This window comes from Actinocorallia lasiicapitis (assembly GCF_054778695.1).
Genome location: NZ_BAAGZI010000109.1, coordinates 1 through 16,124, shown reverse-complemented (window position 1 = coordinate 16,124; position 16,124 = coordinate 1). Strand labels below are relative to the sequence as shown.

Sequence of the window (16,124 nt, the reverse complement as noted above, 5' to 3'; positions counted from 1 at the left end):
TGGCACCGGCGAGCTGACCGCGATCGCGCTGGCCTCCGCCGACGGCGACGCCGTCCACTTCGACCCGGCCGCCGTCGACCCTGCCGACGAGCAGGCGCTGGCGGGATGGCTGGCCGATCCGGCCGCCACCAAGGTCATCCATGACGCCAAGGGCCCGCTCCTGGCCTTCGCGGCACGCGGTCTGCCGGTCGCCGGGATCGCCGACACCGCCCTGTCCTCCTATCTGGTCGCCCCCGACCAGCGCGCCTACGACCTGGGCGAGCAGGTGCTCCGTTACCTGCACCGCGAGCTGCGCGAGGAGGCCGAGGAGAGCGGCCAGCTCAGCCTCGACGGCGGCGACGAGAACTCGGCCGCCCAGGAGCTGGCGGTGCGGGCCCGTGCCGTGGTCGATCTGGCCGAGGCGCTGGACGGCGAGCTGGAGCGGCGTGGCGCGGCCAAGCTGCTCGCCGACATGGAGCTGCCGCTGGTCGACATCCTCGCCCGGATGGAGCAGGCCGGGATCGCGGTCGACGGCGACCATCTGGCCGGTCTGTCGGCCACGCTCGGCGGCCAGGCCAAGGAGGTGGAGCAGGGCGCGTTCGACGCGGTCGGCCACGAGTTCAACCTCGGCTCCCCCAAGCAGGTCCAGCAGGTGCTGTTCGACGAGCTGAACCTGCCGAAGACCAAGAAGACCAAGACGGGCTACACCACCGACTCCGAAGCGCTGACCACGCTCCTGGAGAGGGACGGCCATCCGGTGCTGGAGCGGATCCTGCGCTGGCGCGAGGTCGCCAAGCTCAAGTCGATCGTCGATTCGCTGATCCCGCTGGCCGACGACACCGGCCGGATCCACACCACGTTCAACCAGACCGTCGCGGCGACGGGGCGTCTGTCGTCGACCGATCCGAACGTGCAGAACATCCCGGCCCGCACCGAGGAAGGGCGCCAGATCCGGGAGGCGTTCACCGTCGGATCCGGGTACGAGTGCCTGCTGACGGCCGACTACAGCCAGATCGAACTGCGGATCATGGCACATCTCTCCGGCGACCAGGCGCTGATCGAGGCGTTCGAGTCCGGCGCGGACTTCCACACGATCACCGCGGCGAAGGTGTTCTCGGTCGAGCCGCAGGACGTCACCACCGAGCTGCGCAGCAAGATCAAGGCGATGAACTACGGGCTGGCCTACGGGCTCTCGGAGTTCGGGCTGTCGCAGCAGCTCCGGATCTCCCCCGGTGAGGCGCGCCAGCTCAAGGAGGAGTACTTCGAGGTGTTCGGCGGGATCCGCGACTACCTCGGCCAGGTCGTCGCGGAGGCCAGGCGCGACGGCTACACCGAGACCATCCTCGGCCGCCGCCGCTACCTGCCCGACCTCAACTCCGACAACCGGCAGCGGCGCGAGATGGCCGAGCGGATGGCGCTCAACGCCCCGGTCCAGGGGTCGGCGGCCGACATCATCAAGGTCGCGATGATCAAGGTGGACGCCGCGTTGCGGGCCTCTGATCTGACGTCGCGGATGCTGCTCCAGGTCCACGACGAACTGATCTTCGAGGTGTCCCCCGGCGAGCTGGAGCCGCTGCGCAAGCTGGTCAGGACGGAGATGGAGTCGGCCTACACGCTGACGGCGCCGCTCGAGGTCTCGATGGGGCACGGCCGTAGCTGGTACGACGCCGCCCACTGACCGTGACCAATTGATCATGGCCAATCCCCCCATAGCATGACGATTCAGGCACTCAGGCCGCCTACCGTGGTTCTTCATGGGAACCGGGGGGCGGCCTGTGCGCCGGAACGTCTTGCTCGTGCCCGCTGTGCTCGTGGTGGCGCTGCTGGTCGTGATCGCGGTGCAGATGGTGCGGCCGCTGCCCGGCCCCCGGGTACTGCTGGCCATCCCCGCCACGCAGGTGTTCCCCGGAACCGAGCCGAAAGTCGCGGTGCCGGCGGGCGGGCAGGCGGCCGTCGAGGTGGACGGGCTCGGCACCCTGGCCGCGTCCGGGGCGCAGACCCCGACCCCCACGGCGAGCGTCGCCAAAGTCATGACGGCCTATCTGTTCCTGAAGGCGCATCCGCTCGCGCCCGGCCAGGACGGCCCGTCCTTCACCGTCTCAGCCGAGGAGGCGGCGCGGCTCCCCTGGCGCAAGAAACGCGACGAGACCCTGATCAACGTGCGGGCCGGCGAGGTGTTCACCGTCCGCAAGTCGCTTCAGGCGCTGATGACGGTGTCGGCGAACAACATCGCCCACGAGATCGCCCGCTGGGACTCCGGCGACGGGCCGGGGTTCGTCGCGAAGATGAACGACACCGCCCGCGCGCTCGGCATGACCGGCACCACGTACACCGATCCGAGCGGCTACGAGCCGAGCACCGTCAGCACGGCCGCCGACCAGGTGAAGCTGCTCAAGGCGGCGTTCGCGCTGCCGGAGTTCGAGCAGATCGTCAACCTGACCTCCTACACCGACTCCAGCGGCGAGACCAGGCAGGCGGGCAACCAGCTCCTCGGCCAGGACGGCGTGATCGGCGGCAAGACCGGCTACACGAGCGTCGCGGGCGCCAACTACGTGTTCGCGGCCCGTGAGACCGAGGGCACCGCCAGCACCCTGATCTTCGGCGCGGTCCTGCACCAGCCCGCGGGGCAGGGCACCGCGCCCGCCCTGGACGCCGCCCGCACCCTGATCCGCTCGGCCCACGACACCGTCACCGGGATCAAGGTCGCCGCCAAGGGCGACACCGTCGCGCGGCTCGACACCGGGCTCGGCCACCGGACGGCGCTGCTGGCCCCCGCCGACATCACCGTCCTCGGCTGGGCGGGCCGCACCGTCCCCGTCCACGCCGCGCTGTCCGGACGTGTCGCCAACCTGACGACCGGAACCACCTCCGCGACCGGAACCCCACCGGTCCCGCTGATCCCGGCGGCCCGCCCCACCGAACCCGATTTCCTTGATCGCGCGCTCCGGCTGGGGTGACGGAGCGTGTAATTCTCACGGCCGCCCTGTGGACGAGTGGTTGCGCTGTGGATAAGCCTGTGGGTTTCGGTCTGTTTCGTACCCGGTTAGCCAGAGCCTTTGCGCGAGAGCCGTCCGGCTCGCTACGGTGTCGGGAGTGGGCCTGGAAACCGCTGAGTAGATAACGCATACGACCGGGGAAGGGGTATGCGGCCCCAAAGGCGGCTTCCAGGCCCGTGCCCTTTTCGGCCGTCCTCATTGCCGGTTCCGCCGCAGGGTCTGGTCGGCGGCCGGGCCTGCGCGTAGGGTCGCAACCATGATCCGTTTCGGGTTCGCGGCCGTCGTCGTGTGCTGCGGGGTGCTGCTGGCGGGCTGTGGCGGCACGCCGGACGATCAGGGGCCGCGCCCCGAGGTGTACGACGAGCCCGCGCGGACCGTCCGGCCCGACGAACGCGCCTACCCGGCGCAGACCCGCACCAGCGGCGAGATCGAGTTCCGGGTGCTGGGCGTCACCACGGGGATCACGGCGGTGGCGGGCAGCCATATCGAGATCCCGTCGGTGCACGGGCAGGACGTCAGGGTCAGGATCGCGGTCCGCAACACCGGCCGCACCAACTTCTACCTGCACATCGGCGAGCAGCGCCTGGCCACGGCCGACGGCCGCACCCACCCGCCCGACACCGAGACGATGCGCCTCAAACGCCAGCCCCTGGACGAGGTGGAGATCGGCGCGAACGTGCGGGTCGAGTTCGATCTGTGGTGGGACATCGACGCGGCCGCCGTCCCGCGGACGGTGAAGCTGCTCGGCACGTCGCCCTACTCGGTGAACGACCCGCCGACCGCCGACTTCCCCCTGCCCTGAGACGGGCGGAGCCCCGGACGGATGACCGTCCGGGGCTCCCGCGGCGTGTGCCGGCGTGTCGTCAGAGGACCTTGGAGAGGAACTCGCGGGTCCGGGGGTGCTGCGGGTTGGCGAGGACGTCGCGGGGGGCGCCCGTCTCCACCACGACACCGCCGTCCATGAAGACGAGCGTGTCGCCGACCTCGCGCGCGAACCCCATCTCGTGGGTGACCACGACCATGGTCATGCCGTCGGCGGCGAGCTGCTTCATCACCTCGAGGACCTCGCCCACCAGTTCGGGGTCGAGGGCCGAGGTCGGCTCGTCGAACAGCATCAGCGCGGGGTCCATCGCCAGCGCCCGGGCGATCGCCACCCGCTGCTGCTGCCCGCCTGAAAGCTGCGACGGGTAGTTCTGCATCCGGTCGGCCAGCCCGACCCTGGTCAGCAGCTCCTCGGCGCGTGCCTTGACTTGCGCCTTGTTCTGCTTCTTCACACAGCAGGGCGCTTCCATGACGTTCTGGAGGGCCGTCATGTGCGGGAACAGGTTGAACTTCTGGAAGACCATCCCGATCTCGCGGCGCTGCTCGCTGACCTCGGTGTCGCGGAGCTCGTGGAGCTTGCCGTTCTTCTCCTTGTAGCCCACGAGGTGCCCGTTGACGTAGAGCCGCCCGCCGCTGAGCTTCTCCAGGTGGTTGATGCAGCGCAGGAAGGTCGACTTGCCGGAGCCGGACGGCCCGACGACGCACATCACCTCACCGGCCCTCACCTCCAGGTCGATGCCCTTCAGCACTTCCACCTTGCCGAAGTACTTGTGGACGTTCTCGGCCTTGACCATCACGTCCGAGGGGGTCTCCGCCGTCATCGGGTGCTCCCCTTGGAGTAGTGCCGTTCGAGGTAGTACTGGCCGACCATCAGGACGCTGGTCAGCACCAGATACCAGCCGCAGGCGGCGATCAGCATCGGGAACTGCTTGAACTCGCGAGCGCCGATCGCCTGGAGCTGGAAGAACAGCTCGTTGGTGACGGGTACGTACGCGACGAGCGCGGTGTCCTTCAGCATCGAGATGGTCTCGTTGCCGGTGGGCGGGACGATCACGCGCATCGCCTGGGGCAGCACGATCCGTCGCATGATCTGGAACTTCGACATGCCGAGCGCGCTGGCGGCCTCGGTCTGTCCCTCGTCGACCGAGAGCAGACCCGCCCTGACGATCTCCGCCATGTAGGCGGCCTCGGACAGGGCCAGGCCCAGCAGGCCCGCCATGAACCCGGACATGATCGTATTCGCGTCAACCGAGAACAGGGTCCCGTTGATGTCGACGCCCATCAGGTCGGAAAGCTGCGCGGTGAACGGCAGCCCGACGCTGTACTGGGCGTACAGGACGCCCATGTTGCCGAACAGCACCATCAGCACGATGCGCGGCACGGCACGGAAGAACCAGGTGTACACGAAGGCCACCCCGCGGAGCACGGGGTTGTCCGACAGCCGCATCACGGCGACGACGATGCCGACCAGCACGCCGATGATCATCGACAGGATCGTCAGGATGATCGTGGTGCGGACGCCCTCGATGACGGGCGGCCGGAAGGCGTTGTCAACGATGTACGACCAGCGGAAAGCCTTGTTCGTGACGAGCATGTGCACGAACTGCGCGGCGAGGATCGCGATGACGACGACAGCCGCCCAGCGTCCCGGGTGCCGCACGGGCACGGCCTTGACTGCTTCAGGCCGTGCCCGTTCGGGTGTTTTGTCCAGCGTCATCAGACGGCCGGGTCGACCGCGGGGTCGGTGGTGAGAGCGCCGCCCTCAACGCCCCACTTCTCCAGGATCGCCTTGTAGGTGCCGTCCGCGATCAGCGCCTTCGTGGCGCCCGCGATGGCCTCGGCGAGCTTGGAGCCCTTCTTGGTGACGAAGCCGTAGGGGGCGGCGTCGTAGATCTCGCCGGCCGCGGCCAGGGCGCCCTCGGACTTCTTGACCGCGTACGCCGCGATCGGAGAGTCCGCGAGGCCCGCGTCGTCCTTGCCGGAAGCGACCGAGGCGGTGGCCTGGTCCTGCTTCTGGTACTTGTCGATGGTGATCTTGGCCTTGCCGTCCTTGACGCACTGCTTGGACTTGGCCTCCATCTCCTCGTCCTGGACGGTGCCGGTCTGCACCGCGATCTTCTTGCCGCAGACGTCCTTGGTGTCGATGGTGGCGCCGGCCTTGGTGAACCAGAGGGTGCCCGCGCTGTAGTAGCTGACCATCGACACCTCCTTCAGACGATCGGCGTTGATGGTGAAGGAGGAGACACCGGCCTCGTACTTGCCGGAGCTGGCGACGCCGGGAACGATGTCGGTGAAGTTGCTGGTCACGAACTCGGTCTTGAGGCCGAGCTTCGCGGCGACGGCGTCGAAGAGTTCCTTGTCCCAGCCGACGATGGTCTTGCCGTCGGTGTCCAGGTACTCGTTCGGGGCGTAAGAGGAGTCCGTGCCGACCTTGATGACGCCATCGGCCTTCACATCGTCGGGCACGAGGGCGGCGAGCGCGGCGTCGGGGCCGCCGGTGGCGGTGATCGCCGGCTTGGCCGCGGTGTCGTCATCCTTCTTCTCGCCGCAGGCGGCGAGGCCGAGGGAGCCCACGAGGATCAGGGCGCCGGCGGCGATCGAGCGGCGGGCCGCAGAACCGGAATTCACTGGGCATTCCTCCAAAGGGGGTACAGATCTCTCACAGATCAAGAGTGGGTGCAGGATATCTTCGCGTCGCAGCAGGTCAAACCGGTGAAGAGTAGGTACCGATCTCGCTACGTCCGTGTTATGGAAAACGTCCGCGCCCCGGGACCACTCCCAGGGCGCGGACGTCTCGTGAACTAGGCCTTGCCCAGGTCAGGGCCGTCGCCGGCCACTTCCTCCGGCACGTCCTGCGGCTCTTCCAGATGCCCGCCGAGGTAGGCGGCGCGGACGGCCGGGTCGTCGAGCAGCTCGGCCGCGGGGGCCGACTTCACGATCTTCCCGGTCTCCAGCACGTACGCCCGGTGCGCGAGCTTCAGCGCCTGCTGGGCGTTCTGCTCGACCAGCAGCACCGTCGTGCCACGACGGTTGATCTCCTCGATGATCGCGAAGATCTGCTGGACCAGCTTCGGCGCCAGACCCATCGACGGCTCGTCGAGCAGCAGCACCTTCGGCTTGGCCATCAGCGCCCGGCCGATGGCGACCATCTGCTGCTCGCCGCCCGACATCGTGCCGCCGAACTGCGACTTGCGTTCGGCCAGCCGCGGGAACAGCTCGTACACCTCGGCCATGTCCTGGTCGAAGTTCTTGCCCTTGCGCGAGTACGCGCCCATGAGCAGGTTGTCCTCGACCGTCATACCGGGGTAGACGCCGCGGCCCTCGGGCGACTGGCCGATCCCGACCAGCACCCGCTTGTGGCCGGGCATCCCCGAGATGTCCTCGCCCTCGAACAGGACCTTGCCCGACGTCATCCGCCGGACCCCGGAGATGGTCTTCAGGGTCGTCGACTTGCCGGCGCCGTTCGCGCCGATCAGCGTGACGATCTCACCCTCGTTGACCTCGAGCGAGATGCCCTTGAGCGCCTCGACCTTGCCGTAGTGGACGCGCGCGTCCTGAATCTCAAGAAGCATCGGACGGAGCCCCCAGGTAAGCCTCGATGACCCGAGGGTTCGACTGCACCTCGCGCGGCAGCCCCTCGGCGATCTTCTGACCGAAGTCGATGACCGCGATCCGGTCGCTGATCCCCATGACGAGGCTCATGTCGTGCTCGATGAGCAGCACCGTCGGACCCGAGTCGCGGATCTTGCGGATCAGCTCCTGCAGCGACTCCTTCTCGGCCGGGTTCATCCCGGCCGCGGGCTCGTCGAGCAGCAGCAGCTTCGGCTTGGTCGCCAGCGCCCGCGCGATCTCCAGCCGCCGCTGGTCGCCGTAGGGCAGGTTCTTCGCGGCTTCCTCACCGCGATGCCCGACCCCCACGAACTCCAGCAGCTCCCGTGCGAGCTCCCGGCCGTCGCGCTCCTCCTTGCGGTGCCACGGCAGGCCCAGCGAGGCTCCCGCGATCCCGGTCTTGTGGTGGGCGTCGGCGCCGACGAGCACGTTCTCGATCGCGGTCATGTTGTGGAACAGCCGGATGTTCTGGAACGTCCGCGCCACCCCGGCCTTGGTGACCTGGTAGCGCTTCTTGCCGTTGAGCTGGCCGCCGTCGAACATGACGGCGCCCTCGGTCGGCTGGTACACGCCGGTGATGACGTTGAAGACCGTCGTCTTGCCGGCGCCGTTCGGACCGATCAGAGCGAAGATCTCACCCTGGTTGAGGTGCAGGTCGAGCCCGTTGATCGCGGTCAGGCCGCCGAACCGCATCGTGATCGAACGCAGCTCCAGCAGCGCGCCGGCCGCCTCGGGACGCGGCTCGGGAACCGTGCCCTTCCTGTTCAGGCCCTTCACTTCGCCACCTCGACTTCCACGTGGGCGCCGCCAGGACCGCCGACTTCGGCGCCCAGACTGCCCATACCGCCTGTCCCCTCCGTCAGCTCGGCTTTCCGCTGCCGCGACGGGATCAGGCCCTCAGGGCGCAGGATCATCATCAGCACCAGAGCCGCCCCGAAGAACATGACGCGGTAGTCCGCCAGACCGCGCAGCCGCTCCGGCAGCCATCCGATCAGGAACGCACCCGCGATCACACCCGGCAGATTGCCGGAACCACCCAGCACCACGGCGGCCAGGAAGGTCGCCGACAGGATGAACGTGAAGTCCTCAGGGGTGATCGACGTCTGCTTGGAGCCGTAGAGCACGCCCGACAGACCGCCCAGCGCGGCACCGATCGCGAACGCGCCCAGCTTGAACTTGAAGGTCGGGACGCCCATCAGCTCGGCGGCGTCCTCGTCCTCACGGATCGCGGCCCAGGCCCGTCCCACCCGGGACTTCTCCAGACGCTTGGTGAACACGATCGCCACGAAGATCGCCAGCACCATGATGTACCAGTACGACCTGGCCTCAAGAGCGCCGTACTTCAGCGGAGCGACCCCGGCGAGATCGAACGTTTCGAAGAACGCGTTGTCCGGGAACTCCCAGTCGGTGAGGGTCGGCGGGTGCGGAATGCCGGCCATGCCGTTCGGACCGCCCACATACCCGGTGTTCACCGCGACGATCCGGATGATCTCCCCGAAACCGAGGGTCACGATCGCCAGATAGTCGCCGCGCAGCCGCAGCGTCGGCGCGCCGAGCAGAATGCCCGAAGCCGCCGACACCAGCACGCCGGCGATGATGATCTCCCAGAAGTTCCAGCCGAAGTTCTTGCCGAGGATCGCCATCGTGTAGCCGCCGACCGCGAAGAACGCGACATAGCCGAGGTCCAGCAGACCGGCCTGGCCGACCACGACGTTCAGACCGATCGCCAGCAGAATGTAGCCGCCGATCGGGAACAGCAGGATCGTGCTCCAGTCGGTGTCCGGCGACATGAACGAGCCGATCGCCTGGTTGGGGAGCAGCAGCGCCGCGACGATCAGCAGGACGTACACCGTCCAGCGGACCGGGCCGCGCTGAACCGCCCACCATTCGTGCAACCGCTCCATCCCGGCGTTGAGCGGGGAGAAAGCCTTCTTGACGGGCTCAGTGGCCCTAGCGAGAGTACTCATGCGCGCGCCTGCTGCAGGGATTCACCGAGAATGCCGGTGGGACGGAAGATCAGGACCAGGATCAGAACCGAGAACGCCACGACGTCCTTCCACTCACTGGTGAAGATCGACGATCCGTACATCTCGACCAACCCCAGCACGAGCCCGCCGACCAGCGCACCACGCAGGTTGCCGATACCGCCGAGCACGGCCGCCGTGAAGGCCTTGATGCCCAGCAGGAAGCCGACGAAATAGTTCGAGTCCTCAAAGCGCATCACGTACAGCGCGGCGGCCACCCCGGCCATCGCACCACCGATCGCGAACGTCGCCGTCACGATCCGGTCGATGTTGACGCCCATGAGCACCGAGGTCTCCGGGTCCTGCGCCGTGGCGCGGATCCCGCGGCCCAGCTTCGTCCTGGTGACGAACTGGTCCAGCGCGACCATCATCAGGATCGCCCCGACGAACACGATCAGCTTGTCGTTGCGGACCACGAAGTCCCCGATCGAGATCAGGTCCTTCTTCTCGACGAAGTGGGCCTGCACCGGCAGCGCGCCCTGCTCCTTGGGAACGTCGAAGACTCCCGGGATCACCACGCGGGCGAAGAGCTGCTGCAGGAAGAGCGACGCACCGATCGCCGAGATGAGCGCGGCCAGCCGGGACGCGCCCCGCCGCCGCAACGGCCGGTAGGCGATCCGTTCGAGCGCTACCGCGCTCGCACCCGAAACCGTGCCCGCCGCCACCGCCATGAGCAGAACCGCGCCGACCAGCGCAAGGCCGCCGACATTGGCGAACCCGAAGCTCTGCACCACGAAGATCGCGGCGAACGAGCCGATCATGAAGATCTCGGAGTGCGCGAAGTTGATCAGGCGGAGTACGCCATAGACCATCGTGTAGCCGAGAGCGACCAGCGCGTAGATGGAACCCAGCGCCAGGCCGTCGACCGTGGAGGACCAAAACTGGTCAATGAAGTCGTTGAGCAAGTCAGTCACACCCTCGTGAGAAGGGGCGGGAACCCATCAGGGGGTTCCCGCCCCAAAGCCCTGCGAAGCGTCTAGCGCTTAGCCCTTGGCAGCGTCGGACTTGCCGAGCAGCGGCAGCTTCTCGCCATCGACCTTGTAGATGTAGACGTCCTTGGCCGCGACCTCACCGTTCTCCTGGAACTTGATGCCGTGGCTGACACCGGTGAAGTCAACGGTCTTGATGTACTCGTTGATCTCCTCGGCCGTGGTCTTGCCGTCCTTGACCGCGTTGATGAAGACCGTCGCGGTGTCGTAGGCCTCAGCCGAGTAGATCGCCGGCGGGGTGCCGAACTTCGCGGAGTAGTCAGCGGCGAACTTCTTGGAAGCCTCGCCCTGGCTGCCGTCCGGGTCGATCAGGCAGGGGCAGCCGACGTAGGTGTCGACCGCGTTGGCCGCACCGGCACCCTTGGCCAGACCGGCGTCCAGCGAACCGTCGCCGGAGACGAACTTGGCCTTCACGCCACCCTCACGGAGCTGCTTGAGCAGCTTGCCGCCCTGGGCGTAGTAGCCGGCGAAGAACACCGCGTCGGGAGCGAACGCCTTGGCGTTGTTGACCGCGGCCGAGTAGTCGGAGCCCTTGATGTCGATCGAGTCGACCTTGGTGGTCGCGCCCGCGGCCTCGACGGTCGACTTGACCGTCGCGCCCAGCGGCTCACCGTAGGTGGACTTGTCGTTGATGATGAAGACCTTCTTGGCGCTCAGGCCGGAGGTGATGAAGCCACCGATGCCCGCACCCTGGACGTCGTCGTTCGGGATGACCCGGTGCCAGTACTTCCAGCTCGACTTCGCCAGCGCGGCGTTGGTCGCGGAGGCCGAGACGCTCGGGATCTTCGCCTCTTCGAGCAGCGGAGCCACGGAGGCCGACTCACCGGAGAACGCCGGGCCGATCAGGCCGACGATCTTGTCGTTGGTGATGGCGCCCTTGGCGAGGGACACGGCCTGGTCGGCCTTGGCCTGGCTGTCGTACGAGATCAGCTTGATCTTCGTCTTCGGGTTCGTGGCGTTGTACTCGTCGATCGCCAGCTTCGCCGCGTTCTCGATGGGCTTGACGATACCCGCGTTCTCGCCGGTCAGGTCGCCCATCAGGCCGATGCTGACCTCGGAACCACCGCCCGATCCCTTGTCATCACTGCCGCCGCACGCGGTGAGCGCAAGGCTCGCTGCGCCGACCACTGCGATCAGACGCATCGCGGGGGGAACACGCTTCATGCCGGGTCTCCTTCGTAGAGCTCTCTTCCGCTTCGATGCGGGAGCTCGCATGGGACTGGATGGCCGAAACGTACTCATTAAGTGAGCTGAACACCAGATCAGAGCCGGTTCTTCACACATCGTGATGCACACTCGTGACCTTGTCGCGATCTAATAAAAACCTCCGAAACGGGCATGTAACAGTGCAAAACTTTCCGCTCAGGGGGCTTCAGGGGCCTCTCCGGCCTCCGGAGCAGCCGTCTGAGCAGGTGCCTCGATCACCGCTTCGGCCACCGACCGCATCGTCAGCCGGCGGTCCATCGAGGTCTTCTGGATCCAGCGGAACGCCTCCGGCTCGGTCCAGCCGTGCTGGGTCTGGAGCCGCCCCTTGGCCCGGTCGACGATCTTCCTGGTCTCCAGCCGCTCCTTGAGGGAGGTCACCTCGGACTCGAGCTGCTTGATCTCGTCGTACCTGGACACCGCCATCTCGATCGCCGGCACGAGGTCCGCCTTCTGGAACGGCTTCACCAGATAGGCCATCGCCCCGGCCTCACGCGCCCGCTCCACCAGCTCGCGCTGCGAGAACGCCGTCAGCATGACCACGGGCGCGATCCGCTCCCCCGCGATCCGCTCGGCCGCCGAGATCCCGTCCAGGATCGGCATCTTGACGTCCAGGATCACCAGGTCGGGCCGGAGCTCGCTCGCCATCTTGACGGCCGTCTCCCCGTCCCCGGCCTCCCCCACGACCCGATACCCGTCCTCCTCGAGCATCTCCTTGAGATCCAGCCGGATCAGAGCCTCGTCTTCCGCAATGACAACTCGCCTACCGCTCTCGCTCACGCCCCGACCCTACCGAAACCCTGTACCCTGGTGCCCGGCCAGGAGGCTGTCTGTGCACCGCTCGATGGCCAGGCGGAACCAAATGTCCGAATAATGCCTCGGTATCCCAATTGGCAGAGGACGCAGATTCAAAACCTGTTTGTTGTGGGTTCGAGTCCCACCCGGGGCACAAACAACGAAGCCGCCGCCCAGCTGGGCGGCGGTTTTGTCGTACGTCACCTAGTCGGATAGGAGAACCCCGGAGCCCCACGCGGGGTTCCGGGGTTCTCGGGGCGAAGCGTCAGGTGGTGAGGGCGTGGGCTATGGCGTCGCCTATGCGGTGGACTCGGAGGGCGTTGGTGGAGCCGACGGTGCCGGGAGGGGAGCCGGCGACGATGACGACGCGGTCGCCCTTCTGGCAGCGGCCGATCTCCAGGAGGGCCTGCTCGACCTGGCGGACCATTTCGTCGGTGTGGTTGACGTGGTCGACGATGAAGGTCTCGACGCCCCAGGTGAGGGAGAGCTGGCTGCGGGTGCGCTGGACGCTCGTGAAAGCCAGCAGCGGGATCGGGCTGCGGTAGCGGGACAGGCGGCGGGCGGTCTCACCCGACATGGTGAACGCGACGAGGGCCTTCGCGCCGACGATCGCGCCGACCTCGGCGGCCGCGCGGGCGATGGCGCCGCCGACCGTCTCCGGGACGCGTTCCAGGGACGGGTCGAGGGTGAGGAAGGTGCCCTCGGCCGCCTCCGCGATCCGGCCCATGGTCTGGACGGCTTCGATGGGGTACTGGCCGACGGCGGTCTCGCCCGACAGCATGACGGCGTCGGCTCCGTCGAAGACGGCGTTGGCGACGTCCGAGGCCTCCGCGCGGGTCGGGCGGGGGGCACTGATCATGGATTCGAGCATCTGGGTGGCGACGATGACCGGGTGGGCCTTCTCGCGGCAGAGTTCGATGGCGCGCTTCTGGACGATCGGGACCTGCTCCAGGGGCAGCTCGACGCCGAGGTCGCCGCGGGCGACCATGATCGAGTCGAAGGCGTCGACGATCTCGGGGAGCGCGGCGACGGCCTGCGGCTTCTCGATCTTGGCGATGAGGGGGACGCGGACGCCCTCCTCGTCCATGATCCGGTAGCACTCCTGGGCGTCGGCGGCGTTGCGGACGAAGGACAGGGCGACCATGTCGACGCCGATGCGCAGCGCCCAGCGGAGGTCGGCCTCGTCCTTCTCGGTGAGGGCGGGCACGCTGACGGCGACGCCCGGCAGGTTGAGGCCCTTGTTGTCGGAGACCATGCCGCCGACGACGACCTCGGTGAGGACGCGGGGCCCGTCGACGGACTTGACGCGCAGCGAGACCTTGCCGTCATCGATGAGGACGGAGTCGCCGGGGGCGACGTCACCGGGCAGGCCCTTGTAGGTGGTGGAGACCTCCTTGCGGTTGCCCGGCACCTCCTCGATGGTGATCGTGAACTCGTCGCCGACGTTGAGGCGGACGGGGCCCTCCGGGAAGCGTCCGAGGCGGATCTTGGGGCCTTGGAGGTCGGCGAGGATGCCGATGCCCCGGCCGGTGCTGTCCGCGGCCTCCCGGAGGTAGCGATAGACCTTTTCGTGCCCTTCGTAGGATCCGTGGCTCATGTTGAGGCGGGCCACGTCGATCCCTGCTCTCACGAGGGCGAGGATCTGTTCCCTGCTCGAGCAGGCCGGACCTATGGTGCTGACGATTTTCGCGCGACGACTCACGCAACACACCCTAGGTAGTTACTGACTGGTACTGGTATTTCTGCAGCTAGTCATCACTGACTGTTCACCAGAGACTTCCCAGCGTGGTCTAGACCATGGCCTAGACCACGCGGGAGCGGCGTCAGGTCGTGGCGCAGCGCGAAGACCAGTCCGGCGGCCAACGCGGTGGTCAGGGGCGGGAACAGGAACGCCGAGGACGGCCCGTAGGCGTCGACGAGCTGTCCGCCGACGGCCGCGCCGGTGGCGATACCGAGCCCGATGGCCCCGTTGAGCCAGGTGTAGGCCTCGGTCCTGACGTTGGCGGGCACCAGCCCGTCCAGGAGGGTGTACCCGGTGATCACGCAGGGCGCGATGACGATTCCGGCGACGGCGGCGGCCCCGTACATCGGGCCGATGGAGTGGGCGAGGAGCGGCAGGACCACGGCGGCCGACAGGAGGACCAGCAGCAGGATCATCCGGCGGGTCAGGCTGCTCTTCCAGCGCAGCGCGCCGTAGGCGAGCCCGCCGACCATGCTGCCCGCGGAGAAGGTGCCGTAGATCAGTCCGGCGGCGCCGGGGCGGCCGAGTTCGGCGGTGAGCGCGGTGATCCCGACCTGGAGGGAGCCGAAGACGGTGCCGACGGCCAGCAGCGCGCCGGCCAGCACGGCGACTCCGCGCATCCGCAGGACTCCGGTGCCGCCTCCGCCGGTGTGGAGGACGGGTGCGGGCGCGCCGGTCCTGACGGCCGCGAACCAGACCGTCCCGACGACGATCAGCACGAGGCCGACGCCGAGCGCCCAGACGGGGCTGGCGCCGGTGGCGACGGCGATCAGGATGATCGGCGCGATCGTGAAGGTCAGCTCGTCGGTGATGGATTCGACGGCGAACGCGGTGCCGACCTCGTCGGGGCCGAGGAGGTGGGCCCAGCGGGCTCTGACCATGGAGCCGACCTGCGGGAGGGTGGCTCCGGCGAGGCAGGCCATGAAGGTCAGGACGAGCGGTGCGGCCTTGCCCTGGGCGAGGATGAGCAGCCCGCTGAGCAGGAACGCGTGCACCGCGACCTGCGGGAGCAGCACTTTGGCCTGGCCGTGCCGGTCGGCGAGCCGGCCGGTCTGCGGGCCGATGACGGCCTGGGCGATCGCGGCGGCGGCCGAGGCGGCTCCGCCCCATGCGTAGGAGCCGGTGGCCCATTCGACCAGCAGCAGGATGCCGATCTGGAGCATCGCGAACGGGAGCCTGGCGAGCAGGGCGGGGAGCAGGAAGCGCCAGGCGCCGGGGGCGCCGAGCACTGCGAGATAGGACTTCAAGGTTTCCGGGTCTCCGTCGTCGGTCGTGACGGAACCCGGTGTGTCTCCCCCGGACGCCGTCATGATCAGGGCGTCGGACCGGGGTAGATACCGCCCAGTGGACGGCCGCCGTGCGGTCAGAAAGTCTTACGTTACAGACATGTTTCGGTCATAGCCAAAACGCCGGGAATGATCGGTCTCATGCCCGGCTCGGTGGTGTCGCTCGTCACACCCCGTCAGAGGGTGCGGACGGCCTCGACGGAGGCGGTGGCGAGGGCGCGGTCCCGCTGGAGGATCCGGACGGTGACGGCGCCGCGTCCGCCCCGGTCGGCGGTGACGGTGGCTTCGCAGGTGGCGGGGACGTCGAGTTCGCCGACGGTGTCGAAGACCGTGTCCAGGCCGGTGATCGCGAGCTGTCCCGTGGGCAGTGCGAGATGCCGGGACAGCGCCCACAGGGCGCTCTGCCGGGCCGCCTCGACCAGCGCGAGCCCGGTGATGTGGCCGGGGAGCCGTTCGAACATGGCGGGGTTGGCGGGGTCGAGGGAGAGCTTGGCGGTGGCGTTGCCGCGCGTCCAGGCGGGGTCGGCGATGACGACGTTGCCGTCGGAGGTGCGGCCGACGCCGCGGGCGGCGGGGAAGGTGCCGGTGCGGGGCAGCGGTTCGGGGTGTTCGGGCAGCCCGTAGCGGGCGCGGTGCAGGGTGCGGAGCCTTCGCCAGGCCCGTTCGTCGGCCCAGGCGAA

Annotated in this window: 15 protein-coding genes and 1 tRNA gene; 4 read left to right on the top strand and 12 right to left on the bottom strand. The window is 68.2% G+C overall.

Going from position 1 to position 16,124, the window contains the following annotated elements; all coding sequences use genetic code 11:
- From polA to ACYVE7_RS14920, 3 genes are all read left to right on the top strand, one after another.
- On the top strand, positions 1 to 1,657 hold a 1,657-nt coding region (gene polA, locus ACYVE7_RS14930), incomplete at its 5' end, for a DNA polymerase I (protein WP_460365283.1).
- 118 nt (positions 1,658 to 1,775) lie between these two features.
- The gene (locus ACYVE7_RS14925) at positions 1,776 to 2,936 is read left to right on the top strand and encodes a D-alanyl-D-alanine carboxypeptidase family protein (RefSeq protein WP_460365282.1); all 1,161 of its coding nucleotides are present in this window, start codon (positions 1,776 to 1,778) and stop codon (positions 2,934 to 2,936) included.
- Positions 2,937 to 3,231: 295 nt separating this feature from the next.
- Entirely contained in the window at positions 3,232 to 3,777 is a 546-nt protein-coding gene (locus ACYVE7_RS14920) for a DUF4352 domain-containing protein (RefSeq protein ID WP_460365281.1), read from the top strand.
- Positions 3,778 to 3,838: 61 nt separating this feature from the next.
- Here the strand turns inward: ACYVE7_RS14920 and ACYVE7_RS14915 are convergent, their stop codons facing one another.
- The 9 genes from ACYVE7_RS14915 to ACYVE7_RS14875 all read right to left on the bottom strand — a co-directional run bounded on the left by ACYVE7_RS14915 (position 3,839) and on the right by ACYVE7_RS14875 (position 12,402).
- Positions 3,839 to 4,618, bottom strand: a complete 780-nt coding sequence (locus tag ACYVE7_RS14915; RefSeq protein ID WP_460365280.1) for an amino acid ABC transporter ATP-binding protein — start codon at positions 4,616 to 4,618, stop codon at positions 3,839 to 3,841.
- The gene (locus tag ACYVE7_RS14910) at positions 4,615 to 5,514 is read right to left on the bottom strand and encodes an amino acid ABC transporter permease (protein WP_460365279.1); all 900 of its coding nucleotides are present in this window, start codon (positions 5,512 to 5,514) and stop codon (positions 4,615 to 4,617) included. The genes ACYVE7_RS14915 and ACYVE7_RS14910 overlap by 4 nt, the downstream gene beginning before the upstream one ends.
- Entirely contained in the window at positions 5,514 to 6,425 is a 912-nt protein-coding gene (locus ACYVE7_RS14905) for an ABC transporter substrate-binding protein (RefSeq protein ID WP_460365278.1), read from the bottom strand. Before ACYVE7_RS14905 ends, ACYVE7_RS14910 begins: the two co-directional genes overlap by 1 nt.
- A 173-nt stretch (positions 6,426 to 6,598) precedes the next feature.
- On the bottom strand, positions 6,599 to 7,369 hold the full coding sequence (locus tag ACYVE7_RS14900) for an ABC transporter ATP-binding protein (protein ID WP_460365277.1): 771 nt from the start codon (positions 7,367 to 7,369) through the stop codon (positions 6,599 to 6,601).
- On the bottom strand, positions 7,359 to 8,183 hold the full coding sequence (locus ACYVE7_RS14895; RefSeq protein WP_460365276.1) for an ABC transporter ATP-binding protein: 825 nt from the start codon (positions 8,181 to 8,183) through the stop codon (positions 7,359 to 7,361). The genes ACYVE7_RS14900 and ACYVE7_RS14895 overlap by 11 nt, the downstream gene beginning before the upstream one ends.
- Positions 8,180 to 9,373 (bottom strand): branched-chain amino acid ABC transporter permease, encoded by a 1,194-nt coding sequence (locus ACYVE7_RS14890; protein WP_460365275.1) that lies wholly within the window; start codon positions 9,371 to 9,373, stop codon positions 8,180 to 8,182. Before ACYVE7_RS14890 ends, ACYVE7_RS14895 begins: the two co-directional genes overlap by 4 nt.
- Complete coding sequence (locus ACYVE7_RS14885; protein ID WP_460365274.1) at positions 9,370 to 10,344, bottom strand: branched-chain amino acid ABC transporter permease; 975 nt, start codon at positions 10,342 to 10,344, stop codon at positions 9,370 to 9,372. Before ACYVE7_RS14885 ends, ACYVE7_RS14890 begins: the two co-directional genes overlap by 4 nt.
- Positions 10,345 to 10,413: 69 nt before the next feature.
- Positions 10,414 to 11,583: a branched-chain amino acid ABC transporter substrate-binding protein gene (locus ACYVE7_RS14880; protein WP_460365273.1), complete on the bottom strand. Its 1,170-nt coding sequence runs from the start codon at positions 11,581 to 11,583 to the stop codon at positions 10,414 to 10,416.
- A gap of 198 nt (positions 11,584 to 11,781) precedes the next feature.
- On the bottom strand, positions 11,782 to 12,402 hold the full coding sequence (locus tag ACYVE7_RS14875; protein WP_460365272.1) for an ANTAR domain-containing response regulator: 621 nt from the start codon (positions 12,400 to 12,402) through the stop codon (positions 11,782 to 11,784).
- A gap of 95 nt (positions 12,403 to 12,497) precedes the next feature.
- On the opposite strand from ACYVE7_RS14875, the gene ACYVE7_RS14870 reads away from it, so the two are divergent.
- Positions 12,498 to 12,571 (top strand) — tRNA-Leu (locus ACYVE7_RS14870).
- Positions 12,572 to 12,682: 111 nt separating this feature from the next.
- Here ACYVE7_RS14870 and pyk read toward each other — a convergent pair.
- From pyk to ACYVE7_RS14855, 3 genes are all read right to left on the bottom strand, one after another.
- Positions 12,683 to 14,119: a pyruvate kinase gene (gene pyk, locus ACYVE7_RS14865; protein WP_460365271.1), complete on the bottom strand. Its 1,437-nt coding sequence runs from the start codon at positions 14,117 to 14,119 to the stop codon at positions 12,683 to 12,685.
- Positions 14,120 to 14,172: 53 nt separating this feature from the next.
- The gene (locus ACYVE7_RS14860) at positions 14,173 to 15,405 is read right to left on the bottom strand and encodes an MFS transporter (protein WP_460365270.1); all 1,233 of its coding nucleotides are present in this window, start codon (positions 15,403 to 15,405) and stop codon (positions 14,173 to 14,175) included.
- A gap of 215 nt (positions 15,406 to 15,620) precedes the next feature.
- The coding region (locus ACYVE7_RS14855) for an AfsA-related hotdog domain-containing protein (protein ID WP_460365269.1) at positions 15,621 to 16,124 on the bottom strand (504 nt) is incomplete at its 5' end.

Coding starts and splice junctions, on each gene's coding strand:
- ACYVE7_RS14920 (WP_460365281.1), top strand. CDS start 3,232: ATGATCCGTTTCGGGTTCGCGGCCGTCGTCGTGTGCTGCGGGGTGCTG.
- ACYVE7_RS14915 (WP_460365280.1), bottom strand. CDS start 4,618: ATGACGGCGGAGACCCCCTCGGACGTGATGGTCAAGGCCGAGAACGTC.
- ACYVE7_RS14910 (WP_460365279.1), bottom strand. CDS start 5,514: ATGACGCTGGACAAAACACCCGAACGGGCACGGCCTGAAGCAGTCAAG.
- ACYVE7_RS14900 (WP_460365277.1), bottom strand. CDS start 7,369: ATGCTTCTTGAGATTCAGGACGCGCGCGTCCACTACGGCAAGGTCGAG.
- ACYVE7_RS14890 (WP_460365275.1), bottom strand. CDS start 9,373: ATGAGTACTCTCGCTAGGGCCACTGAGCCCGTCAAGAAGGCTTTCTCC.
- ACYVE7_RS14880 (WP_460365273.1), bottom strand. CDS start 11,583: ATGAAGCGTGTTCCCCCCGCGATGCGTCTGATCGCAGTGGTCGGCGCA.